Consider the following 12,230-nt stretch of genomic DNA (forward strand, 5'->3'; position numbering starts at 1 on the left):
ATGCCACAATCTAGGTAGGACTCCTATCTACGTCTTCGTGATCCAGGTCTCACCCCGGACAGCACGTACCATCGCCGTGGAAGTTCTACGGGCAAGGCGGATCGCATGACTGACACCGACGGCACGGCCGGGCTCGACCGGCGGCTGGCCGACGCGCTCGAGCGACTCGGGCACGGCATGCGTTCACTCGCGCAGCGCACGGCACGGGAGCACGGACTGTCGCCGCTGCAGCAGCAGGCGGTGCTGGCACTGGCCCGGCACCCGCAGACGCGTCGCGAGGTGGCCGCGCTCGCCGCCGAGTTCGACGTCACCACACCGACCATGTCCGACGCCGTGGCCGCGTTGGAGCGCAAGGAACTCGTGACGCGCTCACCCGGCGCGGACGGCCGCCGCCGGTCGTTGACGCTGACCGACGCCGGCCAGGAGGTGGCACGCGGTCTGTCCTCTTGGGACGATCCGCTGACGGACGCCCTCGCCGGGATTCCCGAGGCCGACCGCGCGACCACGTTGCACACCCTCCTGCGGGTGATCGCGGACCTGCAACGCGCGGGCGTGGTGAGCGTGACGCGCATGTGCACGACGTGCCGCTTCTTCGGCCGCGACGAACACCCCGACCCGGCCGTGCCCCACCACTGCCACCTGCTGCGCACCCCGTTGCCGCTCGCGGGCCTGCGCACGGACTGCCCGGAGCACGAGCCGGAACCGTCCAGTTCTCCGGCGGGCCGGCGGAAGCAGCGCGCCTCCACTCAGTGAGCTCGGCCCGGTGTCAGCAGTCGCCGGATTCGACCGGCGTCCTCGGCGCGATGTTGCGCCTGACACAGTTCGAGAGCCTGCCGCCACACCGTTTCAGCCCTGTCGTGGTGACCGAGCGCCCGATAGGTGTGACCGATGCGTTCCAGGGTCGCGACCTCGTGGTGGTCGTACCCGAGGTCGCGGAGCAGGCCGAGTGCCAGTCCGTAGAGGTCGAGCGCCTCGGCGTGGTGGCCCGTGTGGTGGGCGATGTAGCCGAGACTGTCCACTGTGGTCGCTTCCAGCTCACGCTCCTGGTGCCGGCGAGCCATGACCAGGGCGGCCTCGCAATGGACGCGGGCCTGCTCGTAGAGCCCCAGCCGGGCCTGGTGCCAGCCCACCTGGGTGTATCCCCACGCCTCCCAGACCGCCATGCCGAGGTCCTGGAACAGGCGTAGAGCGGGCGTGGCGTGCTCCAGCGCCCGCCGGTCGTCCCCCAGGTCCTCCCAGATGGAGGCCGTGAGGTGATGGGCGTGGGCCTGGCCGGGGACGTCGCCTGCCTGCTCACTGATCCGCAGAGCGTCGCCGAGGTGCCGCAGGGCTTCGGACTGGAGCCCCAGTCCGCTGCACGCGTCCCCCAGGAGTCGTCTGGTCTGGGCCTGGGCGATCCTGTCGCCGGTGTGGTCCGCGGCGGCCACACCGGCCCGCCACACGGTGACGGCGTCGTGGTAGTCGCCGCGTCTTCGGAAGAACGTGTTCAGGGTCCAGCCCACGTGCCACACCTGGTCGTGCAGACCTTGCCCGGCGGCGAGTTCCTGCACGGCGAGGAGGTTCGCGAACTCGGTGGCCAGCCACTCGGTCGCGGCTGTCTCGTCCTCGAACCCGAGCGGGACGCACCCCTGCGCGGGCACCCCGATCGCGAGCGGTTCGCGCAGCGGGTCCAGCACGCGCTCGGCGGCGAACGCGGTGTGCACGTAGAAGTCGACCACCCGTCGCACCGCGGCGGGGTCGTGCTGGGCGCGTTCGCCCGCGTACAACCGGACGAGGTCGTGCATCCGATAGCGGCCAGGAGCGTGCTGCCCGACCAGGTTCGCCTGCTCCAGTTCACGCAGAGCGGTGCGGACACGGGCGACGGGCAACGCGGTCAAGCTCGCTGTGGCGGGCAGGCCAATGTCCGTGCCAGGAGCGAGACCGAGAGCGGCGAACACGGTGGCCGCCTCGGCGGGCAAAGCATTGCAGGAGCAGGAGAACACAGCGCGAAGACTCACGAGGTCCTCGCCGGCGTCCAGTGCGTCGAGCAGGTCGTTCTGCTCGCGCAGTTCGTCCGCCAGCACGGACAGCGGGAAGCCGGGGTGCGTGCCGGCCCGCGCGGCCACGATGCTGATCGCCAGTGGCAGACCTCCGCAGCAGGTCAGGAGTTCCGCTGTCACACCGGGTTCGGCGACGAGCCGGTCCTCACCGAGGTGCGTCGCCAGCAGCCGGCGTGCTTCGTCGTCGCCGAGCCGGTCCAGGTTCAGCGCACGCGCGCCGTGCGCGGCGACGAGACCGTTGAGCTGACGGCGACTGGTGACCAGCACGACGCACGCAGAGCTGCCAGGCAGCAGCGGTACCACCTGGGCGCTGTCGGACGCGTTGTCCAGGAACACCAGCATCTTCCTGTCCGCGACCAGGCTGCGGTACAGCCCCGCCTGCGCGTCCACGTCGACCGGGACGGCAGAGGGGGCGACACCGAGCGCGTCGAGGAAGCCGCGAATCGCGGTCGCCGCGGACATCGGCTGCCCGGCGGGGTCGAAGCCGCGCAGGTTGACGTACAGCTGGCCGTCGGAAAACCGGTCGAGGTGCTGGTGCGCCCACTGCACCGCCAGCCAGGTCTTGCCCATGCCGCCGAGCCCGCCCACGGCCGAGATCACCACGGCATCGTCCTCACCGAGCGCGGCGTCGAGATCGGCCAGTTCACGGCCCCTGCCGCTGAACAGGCGCGGCCGGGCAGGAAGCTGTTGCGGCACAACGGCGGTGTGCGGCCTGACGAACGCCGTCAGCGCGGGATCGGTGGCGAGGATCCGTTCGTGCAACTGCCGCAGCGGCGGGCTGGGATCGGTACCGAGCTCGTCGGCCAGCCGCCTGCGCACCTCCTGGTAGTGCTCAAGGGCGTCAGCGGGGCGACCGCAGTTGTACAGCGCGAGCATGAGCTGTCCGGCCAGGCGTTCGTCCAGCGGGTTGCCGGCCGCCCACGCCGACAGGTCGGGCAGCAGTGCCGCGTGCAGACCGAGGCGGAGCTGGATGTCGACGAGTTCGAGACGAACCGCGTGCCGGTGCTGGATCAGCGTGGCGCGCAGGGAGTCGAGCCAGGCGGTGTCCAGACCCGCGAACGGTTCCCCTGCCCACAACCTCAGCGCCTCCTCGAGCAGAGCGGCGGCCCTGCCGTCGTCACCGGCGGCACGACCGTCCTCGACGAGACGACGAAACCGGTGCAGGTCAACGCTTTCCGGGTCCACGGAGAGCTGGTACCCGGTCGACCTGCGGGTGATCGTCACGCCTGCGGGCGTCAACGCGCCGCGCAGCATGGTCATGCTGTGCTGCACGGCCGCACGCGGTCTGCGGGGAAGGGGCCGATCGCTCCAGACCCGGTCCACCAACTTCTCGACCGACACCACCTGGTTCGCCTCAACCAGAAGTACCGCCAGCACAGCACGAAGTTGCGCGTAGCCGATGGCGATCGGACTATCGTGAACCCGCGCCTCGACGTCACCGAGCAGGCGGAACCGCACAGTCATCCGGCGTGCCCTCCCCGAGCCCCCAGCACCATGTTCCATGCATACCGGGGAAACGGGGAGGAAGTCACGTCACGGCCAGATCTGCCACCACTGATCGTTGTAGCCGAGGATGCAGTTGTAGCTCACGGCGTTTCCGCCGTTCTGCCCCTGGTTCGACGGAACGGCGAGGCAACGGCCGCTCTTGTAGTTGCGCAGCCGGTAGTGCACGTTGTCCGGCATGAGCTCGGGCAACCACCACTGGTCGTAGTAGCCGTCGACGCAGTCGTACTGCACGACCTTCGCGCCGTTGTTCGGGTTGGCCGCCGCGACGCAACGGCCGGTGTTCTGGTTGCGGAGCCGGTAGTATCCCGGCGCGGCCGCGATCGGTTCGAAGAGCCAGTACTGGTCGGTGAACGACGAGTAGCAGTCGTAGTGGATCAATGGCTTGCCGTTGCGGTTGTCCGCCGAGTTCACCGCGAGACACTTGCGATGGTAGTTGTTGATCAGGTTCTGGTACGTGCCCGGAGTGATGCCCTGCACCGCCGGCTGTTGCTCCTCCGCAACCGCCGCGGCCGGCGTCAGGAACAGCGCCGCCGCCGCGGTCATCGCGAGCGCCAACGCCTTCCGTAACCCGATTCTCATCCGTCCTCCAAGAGGCAAGGGCTGTGTGACGGGCACAGCCTTGCCACCGGTGCACGGGCAGTTCGTTGGCAGCGCGTGAGCGCGCTGGTCAGGCGCGCTACTGCCCGATGACCACACCGGTGCGGGCGGCACGCTGAACGCCCCAGTCGTACAGCGCCTGAAGAGCGGGTCCCAGGGTCCGGCCCTCCTCGGTGAGCGAGTACTCGACGTGCGGAGGCCGCTCGACCCGTGCCACCAGGCCCGCGTCCTGCAGCTCGCGGAGCCGTTGCACGAACATCTTCTCGCTGATGCCGGTCACCTTGCGGCGCAGCTCGCCGTAGTGGTGGGGGCCTTCCTTGAGGTGGGCGAGGACGACCGCGCGCCACTTGCCGCCGATGATGTCGAGGGCGAGCTCGACCGGACAGTGGTACATGGGCGCTCCTCACCAAAAGGTGCGTACTTGCCGGGCTTTTCGCCTGGTGCTGGAGTGGGCGTCGTGATCAACGAACAGTCAACACCTTCTCTCTACACCTGGGCCGGTGGTTCAGCGGCGTTGTTGAAACTCACCGAGGCGTTCTACCGGCGCGTCGCCGACGACGCGGTGCTCGCGCCCGTGTTCGCCGGGATGGATCCCGGGCATGCCCGTTACGTGGCGTTGTGGCTGGGTGAGGTGTTCGGCGGGCCCGCCGCCTACACCGCCGAGCGGGGCGGCTACGAGTTCATGCTGGCCAAGCACCTCGGGCGGGCCATCACCGAGGAGCAACGCCGACGGTGGCTGAACCTCATCATGGACGCTGCCGACGAGGTGGCGCTGCCGGACGACCCCGAGTTCCGTGCCGCGTTCGTGTCCTATCTGGAGTGGGGCACGCGGCTGGCGGTGCAGAACTCCGCGCAGGACGCCAAGCCCTTCCACGGGGCGCCCGTGCCGAAGTGGGGCTGGGGCGAGGCGCCGCCGTACGTCGAGAAGTGACTCCTCGAAAATAGTTCTGGTGAGAGTGTCGGATCGGGGTCGGGGCGTTCGTAGCTGAGGTGAGGCCGCAAGAGAGCGGCACCGAAGCGAAGGAACCGCGATCATGAAGCTGACGACCATGTCCCAGATAACCCTCGACGGAGTGGTGCAGGGCAACGGCGGCGCGTCGGAGGAGGACCGCGGGAACGGGTTCGAGCGCGGTGGCTGGGCTCGTGGCAAGGGTGACGACGGGACCAGGGCGTTCATCAACGAGACGTACCAGCGCGCCGACGCGTTCCTGTTCGGCCGACGCACCTACGACCTGTTCGCCGGCTCGTGGGGATCCATGACGGAAGCGGACGTCCCGGGCTCGGTGCCCGTCATGCGGGCGTTGAACGCCCAGCCCAAGTACGTGGCGTCGACGACGCTCGCCGACCCGGCGTGGTCGGGCACCACCGTGCTGTCCGGTGACCTCGCGGCCGCCGTCGCCGACCTGAAGGCCAAGCCCGGCGGTGAGCTGCAGGTGCACGGCAGTGGCACGCTGATCAGGTGGCTGCTGGCGAACGACCTGGTCGACGAGATGACGCTGATCGTGGTTCCGGTGGTGCTCGGTCAGGGCCTGCGGCTGTTCCCGGAGGACGGCCCCGACCTCGCGCTCGACCTGGTCGAGTCGCGAGTGGACTCGAAGGGCGTCGCGATCCAGGTCTACCGGCCCACCGGACGCCCGTCGTACTGGCCGAGCTGAATCACCCACAGGAGAGGAGCTTCCGATGCGGTATCTGGTTTCCGTGATCGACGACAAGAGCAATCCCGGCAGCACCGACCGGGGGCCCGCCATCAGCGCGTTCAACGAGCGGCTGATCGCCGACGGCCACTGGGTGTTCGCGGGCGGGCTCGCGGACACCGACACGGCCACGGTCGTCGACAACCGGGGCGCGGAGGCGCTGTTCAGCGACGGGCCCTTCGTGGAGTCGAAGGAGTACCTCGCCGGCGTCTGGGTGTGGGAGGCGGCCGATCTGGACGAGGCGCTCAAGCTCGCCACCGAGGCGTCGAGGGTCTGCGATCGCAAGATCGAGGTGCGGCCATTTCAGTAGACGCCGAAGCGGCCGTCACCCGAGCCCACCGCGAGGAGTGGGCGCGGGTGGTCGCCGCCCTGACCAGGCGCTTCGGTGATCTCGACATCGCGGAGGAGGCGGCGGCCGAGGCGTTCGCGATCGCCGTCGAGCGGTGGCGCGCCGACGGTGTGCCGGCCAACCCCGGCGCGTGGCTGACCACCACCGCGAACCGCAGGGCCATCGACCGGATCCGCCGGGAGAGCAAGCGCGACGACAAGCACGAGGAGGCTCGGATGGTGCACGACGACACCCCGCACGAGCCTCTCGGCGCCATCGACGACGACCGGCTCCGGCTGATCTTCACCTGCTGCCACCCGGCGCTGGCGGCGGAGGCACGCGTGGCGTTGACGCTGCGCATGGTCGGGGGTCTGACCGTGCCCGAGATCGCCCGTGCCCTGCTGGTGGCCGAAAGCGCCGTGGCGCAACGGATCACCCGTGCGAAGGCCAAGATCAAGGCGGCCCGCATCCCTTACCGCGTGCCGTCTGCCGAGGATCTCCCAGCACGCGTGTCCGGCGTGCTCACCGTGCTGTTCCTCGTGTTCAACGAGGGTTACCTGGCCACAGGTCCCGGCACCGATCCCCTGCGGCACGACCTGACCGCCGAGGCGATCCGGCTGACCCGCCTCATCCGCGTCCTGCTGCCGGACGACGGCGAGGTGGCCGGGCTGCTCGCGTTGATGCTCCTCACCGAGGCACGTCGGTCCGCCCGAGTCTCGCCCGGCGGCGAACTGGTCGCCCTCACCGAACAGGACCGCGGCGCCTGGGACACCGCGCTGATCACCGAAGGCCACCGGCTGGTGCGAGAACGTCTGGCCGCCGGGGTGGCTCCGGGTCGCTACCAGATCCTCGCCGCGATCAACGCCGTGCACACGTCCGCCCGCGACATGCGCGACACCGACTGGACGCAGATCCTCGCCCTCTACGACCAGCTCGTCCGCGTCGATCCCTCGCCGGTCGTCGCCCTCAACCGGGCCATCGCGGTCGCCGAGCTCGACGGCCCGGAGGTGGCGCTGGCGGCGGTCGACCGCTTGGAAGACAGACTGGCCGGCTATCACGCCTTCCACGTCACCCGTGCCGACCTGTTGCGCCGCTTGGGCCGCAGCCAGGATTCGCGCGCGGCCTACGACAAGGCCATCGAACTGGCGGGAAACACCGCGGAGGTCGCCTACCTGACCCGGCGCCGGGACCAGCTGCTCACGTGATGCGGCGCAGGACGTCCGCGACCCGTTCCGCGCCAAGGCGATGGCCGGACCTCGTGTGCAACGCCCCTGCTTCCTCCGCCCGGCGCCGCGCGTCGTCCACCCGGCCCTGGGCGAGGTCTGCTTCGGCGAGCACGCGCAGGCTCTCCCCCTCGATCAGCCGGTGCCCGGTGCCCCGGCTGATCTCCAGCGCCTCCTGGGCCGACGCGCGGGCGGAGTCGTGCTCCTCGTGCCGCAAGTGCAGTGCCGCCAACGAGATCAGCGCGTCGCACCGGCCGCGTTGATGGGAGGTGGCGACGGCCAGGTCCAGCGCGGTGCGCAGTTCGGTCCGGGCGGCGTCGTCGTAGCCGAGCAGGAGGTGGGTGCTGCCGAGCACGTGCCACGCGCTGATCTGGGTGCGTCGCATGCCCAGGCGCGTCGCGATCTCCAGCGCCTCCCGTGCCGTGTCGAGGGCGAGGTCGTACTTCTCCAGGTCGCGGTAGGCGCCGGAGAGGTTCGCGAGGTTGCCGGCCTCCTCGGCCGGTTCGGCGAACTCGCGGCACAACGCCAGACCTGCCTCGTAGTGCTCGATCGCTCGTTCCAGCCGGCCGAGTGCCTGGCAGGAACGGCCGGCGTGCGTCTCGCCGAGCAGCACGCCGAAGCGGATTCCCTTGTCGCGCGAGACTTCGATGGCCTCGGTGTGCAGTGCGTAGGCCTGGTCCAGCTCGCCGAGTTCCCAGTACGCGTCACCGAGGACCAGCGAGCCGACGCTCGGCCTGCCGTCCTGCCGCCAGAGTTCGCGTGCCCGCTGGTAGTAGTCGGCGCAGTCGCGGGGCCGGCCCATCGAGATCGACGTCCGGCCCAACGCGCAGAGCACGACGCGGTAGAACTCCTTGTGTCCCAGCTCTTCGGCGGCCGTGAGGGCTTTGCCGAGGAACGTCAGCGACTGCTCGTAGTCGCACCCGCACCAGTGAGCGTCGCCGATGATCCGCAGCGCGTGCGCCTCGGCGAGGAGGTCACCGCTGCGTCGGGCGGCCTCCAGGACGGCCGTGCCGGTGTCGAGCCAGACCACCTCCATGCGGTGGCGTTCGAACTGCGAGTGCAGCGCGATCAGCAACTGCACCGCGAGCCGGGTGTGGCCGGCTTTCGCGGCGGCGTGCGTAGTGGCGACGAGGTTCTCGGTCTCCACGTCGATCCACGTGTTCGCGATGATGTCGTCGATGAACGTGGTGTGGCGGTAGTCCTCGGCCAGCACGTGCCGGTACGTGCGCGGATCGACCCGTTCACCGGCGTTGAGCAACGTCAGCGCGAAGTGGCCCCACAGGCGTTCGGCCGCGGCTTCTCGTTCGGTGTCGGCGAGTTGGGCGGCGTGCAGGCGCAGCAGGTCGTGGAAGGTGTACCGGCCGGGCCGGTGCTCGTCGACCAGGTGCGCGGCGGTGAGCAGGCGCAGGCAGCGCTCGGTCTCCGCCGGGTCCAGCGCGGTCAGCGCCGCGATGGCGTCCGCGGTCAGGTCCCGGCCCGGCATGTGCCCCATCAGCCGGAACACCCGGCGCGCGGCGGGTTCGAGCGCCTCGTACGACAGGTCGAACGCCGCGCCGACCGCGGTGTCGGGGTCGCCGGGCGCCGCCAGCGAGGCGAGCCGGTCGCCGGAGCGCAACGCGGCCACGTACCCGCCGATCGTCCGGCCGCTGAGCAGGTGGGCGGCGGCGATGCGCAACGCCAGGGGTAACCCCGCGCACAACCCCACGAGGTCGGTGACGGCGTCGGGTTCGGCCGCGATCCGCTGCTCCCCCAGCACGTGGACGAGCAGGTCCCGCGCCGCGTCCGGATCCAGTTGCTCGAGCTGGATCCGCCGGGCGCCGTCGCGCGCGACCAGGCCGTCCAGGCGGTACCGGCTGGTCACGAGGACGAGGCAGCCCGGCGAGCCCGGCAGCAGCGGCCGGACCTGGCGGGCGTCGACCGCGTCGTCCAGCACGACCAGCACGCGCCGATCCGCCAGCAACGTCCGGTAGGTGGCGGCGGCCGTCTCGGCGTCGGCGGGGACCTTGGCGCGTTCCAGCCCGAGGCCGGCCAGCAGGTGGGTCAGCGCTTCGAGCGGCGTCACCGGGGCGCCGCCGCCGTGCCCGCGCAGGTTCAGGAACAGCTGCCCGTCCGGGAACCGCGACCGGGCGCGATGGGCCCAGTGGACGGCCAGCGTCGTCTTGCCGATGCCGGCCATGCCCGCGATGGCGGACACGACCACGGCGTTCGACTCGTGCGCGAGCAACGCGTCCATGGTCAGCAGAACGCCCTCGCGTCCGGTGAACCCCTGCACGCTCGCGGGCAGCTGCGCGGCCACGACCTGACCGGACGGTTCGAGTTCGGCACGGGGCACTGACGGGCGCGACGCGGCGGTGACCAGGCCCGACTGCTCCTGCGAGTTCAGGCGCAACGCTCTGGCCAGCCGCGTGACGGTCTCGCGGTGGGGGTACCGGCGGACTCCGCGTTCGAGCGCGCCGATGGCCTGAGCACTGATTCCGGCCTGCTCGGCCAGCGCTTCCTGCGTCAGCGCCGCGGCCAGCCGGTGATGGCGCAGCAACGCGCCGAAAGACCCGTCCACACAGCCCTCCCCTACACCGACTGTATCGGTGGGCTGTGCGGGTTGTCGCTGTTGCCACCGCCGTTCGGGCTAAAGAATGAGATCAGTTCAGGTGGCCGGTACGGGTTCTGGGGGACCGGCCACCTTCGGAGAAGGCCGGTTGCCGCGACGGGGGCGGCAACCGGTCTTCGTTTCCTCACGGCACGTCGAGCTTGAACGGGTCGTGGTCGGTCAGCAGCTTGTCGAGCCGGGCTCTGTCCACCCGGCTGGTGATGTAGGTGTCCTCCTGCCGATCCCTGAGCACCTTGGCCAGGGTGAACGCCGAGGTGACCGTGTAGAGCATCGCGATCCCCAGGAACGCGCGGACCCATCCGTCGACGGGCAGGAACACGACTCCGATGCCGACGGCGGTCAGCGAGAGCCCGAACGAGAGGACCGCCTGCACGTAGAAGGCACCGGTCGTCGGGGTGTGCGAGGGCGCGGTAGACGTCATGATCCGAGATTCCTGTGCGACACCGGCGCTGTCATGAGTACGGCTACTCAACTCGAGATCATCCGCATGACTGTGCGTGCATTTGCCCTAACGAAAGCTGCTCCTTTTGCGAATGGTCAGGGAAATGGACATCCGCTACCGATTAGTTTCGCGAACAAAACGGTGAGCCGCCACAGCGAAGTTGCCACCGCTAGGGCCTTCCGGCCTCTGTTCACCTGGACCGACCCGGACCGGAACCTCTTTTATTGCATCAGTTTCGTATGCGTGGATTGTTCGGGTTGAGACATCTCGATAGGGTCCGCGTATCAGCACAGGGCATCACGTTAAGGGCGGCTTTCTTTGATCGGGCAGCGTGGACGACCGCCGTCGGATGCCGATCTCATCGATGCAGTCAGAGATGGCAAGGTCGAGGAGTACGGCAAGCTCTACGAACGTCACGTGCGCTCGGCGACCATGCTTGCGATGCAGCTGTCCTCGTCGTCCTCGGACGCCGATGACCTTGTGGCGGAAGCGTTCGCGAAGGTTCTGGCCGCACTGCGCGGCGGTGGCGGTCCCGGTGCCTCGTTCCGGCCGTACCTGCTGACGGCCGTGCGGCACGCGGCGTATGACCGCACCCGCAAGGAAAAGCGGGTCGAGCTGGCCGGTGACATCGAAGAGGTTCCCGGCGCCACCAAGGCGACCAGCGTGCCGTTCCGCGACAAGGCGGTCGAGGATCTCGACCAGGCCATGGCGGCCACGGCGTTCGCGACGCTGCCCGAGCGGTGGCAGACAGTCCTGTGGCACACCGCGATCGAGGGACAGTCGCCCGGCGAGATCGCGCCGTTGCTCGGCTTGACCGCGAACGGCGTGTCCGCGATGGCGTTCCGTGCGCGCGAGGGTCTGCGCAAGGCGTTCCTGCAGGCGCACGTCAACCAGGAGCCCGCGGAGAAGTGCCGCGCCACGGTGACGAAGCTCGGCGCCTGGACACGCGGCGGACTCAAGGGCCGCGACGCCGTCCACCTCGACGAACACATGGACAACTGCGCGGAATGCCGCAAGCTCGCGCGCGAACTGTCCGACGTCAACGGCGCGTTGCGCGGCCTGGTCGCCCCCATCGTGCTCGGCACGGGCACCACCGGGTACCTCGCCGCCGCGGCTGCGGCGACGAAGGGCGCCGTGGTGACCCTGAGCGCCTCCACGTGGCTGGGCGTCGCCGCCTCGGCCGCGGCGGTCGTCGTGGTCACCGCCAGCGGCGTCGTCACCTCCGACAGCCCCGCCACCACGATCGGCGCCGCCCCGGCGACCAGCACGAGCGCCACGGCGGAATCCGGGCAGACCTCACAGCCCGGTACCACGCAGAGCACCGGCAGCACGCCGACGAAGGGCACCGCCGCCGGATCGGCGCCGGGCACCGTGACGACCGAGGCCGAGGAACCCGAGGAGCCGGAGGACGAGAAGACGATCTCGCCCGCGTCGGCCAACCTGTCGGCGTCCGCGCCCGGCACCATCGCCATGACCACCGAGGGCCCGCCGAACGAGATGAACATCAGCATCACCAACAACGGCGCGTCCCCCACGACGTTGCCAACGTTGACGTTGACCATGCCCGACAAGGTCAAGACGGTCGGAGCGGGCAAGATGTCGGTGGGATTCGTCGGGTGCCCGGCCGGCAAGGGCACCGTGACGTGCGAGGGCGGGGAGCCGCTGGCCCCCGGCCAGACGCTGACGTTCCGGGCGCGGCTGCAGGCTGGCCCGAAGGCCGGGGACGGGGTCATCACCGGCGTGGCGGGGCAGGTTCAGGTGAGCATCACCATCACGATCGCCTAGTCCCAGAA

At 70.0% G+C, this 12,230-nt stretch carries 11 protein-coding genes; 6 read left to right on the forward strand and 5 right to left on the reverse strand.

Annotated elements, in window-relative coordinates:
* The first annotated feature begins 105 nt into the window (after positions 1-105).
* On the forward strand, positions 106-753 hold the full coding sequence (locus tag OG205_RS16230; protein WP_330277080.1) for a MarR family winged helix-turn-helix transcriptional regulator: 648 nt from the start codon (positions 106-108) through the stop codon (positions 751-753).
* On the opposite strand, the gene OG205_RS16235 is transcribed toward OG205_RS16230, so the two are convergent.
* The 3 genes from OG205_RS16235 to OG205_RS16245 form a co-directional block, all read right to left on the reverse strand.
* On the reverse strand, positions 747-3,503 hold the full coding sequence (locus tag OG205_RS16235) for an AfsR/SARP family transcriptional regulator (RefSeq protein ID WP_330277081.1): 2,757 nt from the start codon (positions 3,501-3,503) through the stop codon (positions 747-749). The two genes, OG205_RS16230 and OG205_RS16235, sit on opposite strands and share 7 nt — an antisense overlap.
* A 69-nt stretch (positions 3,504-3,572) precedes the next feature.
* Complete coding sequence (locus tag OG205_RS16240) at positions 3,573-4,124, reverse strand: RICIN domain-containing protein (RefSeq protein WP_330277082.1); 552 nt, start codon at positions 4,122-4,124, stop codon at positions 3,573-3,575.
* Positions 4,125-4,221: 97 nt separating this feature from the next.
* Positions 4,222-4,536, reverse strand: coding sequence for a winged helix-turn-helix transcriptional regulator (locus OG205_RS16245; RefSeq protein WP_330277083.1), 315 nt, complete (start codon positions 4,534-4,536; stop codon positions 4,222-4,224).
* 63 nt (positions 4,537-4,599) lie between these two features.
* Between OG205_RS16245 and OG205_RS16250 the strand changes: the two genes are divergently transcribed.
* The 4 genes from OG205_RS16250 (at position 4,600) to OG205_RS16265 (ending at position 7,369) form a co-directional block, all read left to right on the forward strand.
* A complete protein-coding gene (locus OG205_RS16250; RefSeq protein ID WP_330277084.1) occupies positions 4,600-5,073 on the forward strand; it encodes a group II truncated hemoglobin in 474 nt (157 codons plus the stop codon).
* A 103-nt stretch (positions 5,074-5,176) separates the two neighbouring features.
* Entirely contained in the window at positions 5,177-5,797 is a 621-nt protein-coding gene (locus tag OG205_RS16255; RefSeq protein ID WP_330277085.1) for a dihydrofolate reductase family protein, read from the forward strand.
* Positions 5,798-5,822: 25 nt separating this feature from the next.
* Positions 5,823-6,146 carry a YciI family protein gene (locus tag OG205_RS16260; RefSeq protein ID WP_330277086.1) on the forward strand — a complete coding sequence of 108 codons (324 nt, stop codon included), beginning with the start codon at positions 5,823-5,825 and terminating at the stop codon, positions 6,144-6,146.
* Positions 6,137-7,369, forward strand: a complete 1,233-nt coding sequence (locus tag OG205_RS16265) for an RNA polymerase sigma factor (RefSeq protein ID WP_330278170.1) — start codon at positions 6,137-6,139, stop codon at positions 7,367-7,369. The genes OG205_RS16260 and OG205_RS16265 overlap by 10 nt, the downstream gene beginning before the upstream one ends.
* Here OG205_RS16265 and OG205_RS16270 read toward each other — a convergent pair.
* Positions 7,362-9,944: an ATP-binding protein gene (locus tag OG205_RS16270; RefSeq protein WP_330277087.1), complete on the reverse strand. Its 2,583-nt coding sequence runs from the start codon at positions 9,942-9,944 to the stop codon at positions 7,362-7,364. The genes OG205_RS16265 and OG205_RS16270 overlap by 8 nt on opposite strands.
* A 175-nt stretch (positions 9,945-10,119) precedes the next feature.
* Entirely contained in the window at positions 10,120-10,416 is a 297-nt protein-coding gene (locus tag OG205_RS16275) for a YiaA/YiaB family inner membrane protein (RefSeq protein WP_319973018.1), read from the reverse strand.
* Between the two features lie 339 nt (positions 10,417-10,755).
* Between OG205_RS16275 and OG205_RS16280 the strand changes: the two genes are divergently transcribed.
* Positions 10,756-12,222 (forward strand): sigma-70 family RNA polymerase sigma factor, encoded by a 1,467-nt coding sequence (locus OG205_RS16280; protein WP_330277088.1) that lies wholly within the window; start codon positions 10,756-10,758, stop codon positions 12,220-12,222.
* Positions 12,223-12,230 lie beyond the last annotated feature (8 nt).

Origin of the sequence: Lentzea sp. NBC_00516 (assembly GCF_036346835.1) — a bacterium.
Taxonomy (GTDB): domain Bacteria; phylum Actinomycetota; class Actinomycetes; order Mycobacteriales; family Pseudonocardiaceae; genus Lentzea; species Lentzea sokolovensis.

What these genes read in the sequence shown, in the direction of transcription:
- OG205_RS16230 (WP_330277080.1), top strand. Translation starts at nt 106, where the DNA reads ATGACTGACACCGACGGCACGGCCGGGCTCGACCGGCGGCTGGCCGAC.
- OG205_RS16235 (WP_330277081.1), bottom strand. Translation starts at nt 3,503, where the DNA reads ATGACTGTGCGGTTCCGCCTGCTCGGTGACGTCGAGGCGCGGGTTCAC.
- OG205_RS16240 (WP_330277082.1), bottom strand. Translation starts at nt 4,124, where the DNA reads ATGAGAATCGGGTTACGGAAGGCGTTGGCGCTCGCGATGACCGCGGCG.
- OG205_RS16245 (WP_330277083.1), bottom strand. Translation starts at nt 4,536, where the DNA reads ATGTACCACTGTCCGGTCGAGCTCGCCCTCGACATCATCGGCGGCAAG.
- OG205_RS16255 (WP_330277085.1), top strand. Translation starts at nt 5,177, where the DNA reads ATGAAGCTGACGACCATGTCCCAGATAACCCTCGACGGAGTGGTGCAG.
- OG205_RS16260 (WP_330277086.1), top strand. Translation starts at nt 5,823, where the DNA reads ATGCGGTATCTGGTTTCCGTGATCGACGACAAGAGCAATCCCGGCAGC.
- OG205_RS16275 (WP_319973018.1), bottom strand. Translation starts at nt 10,416, where the DNA reads ATGACGTCTACCGCGCCCTCGCACACCCCGACGACCGGTGCCTTCTAC.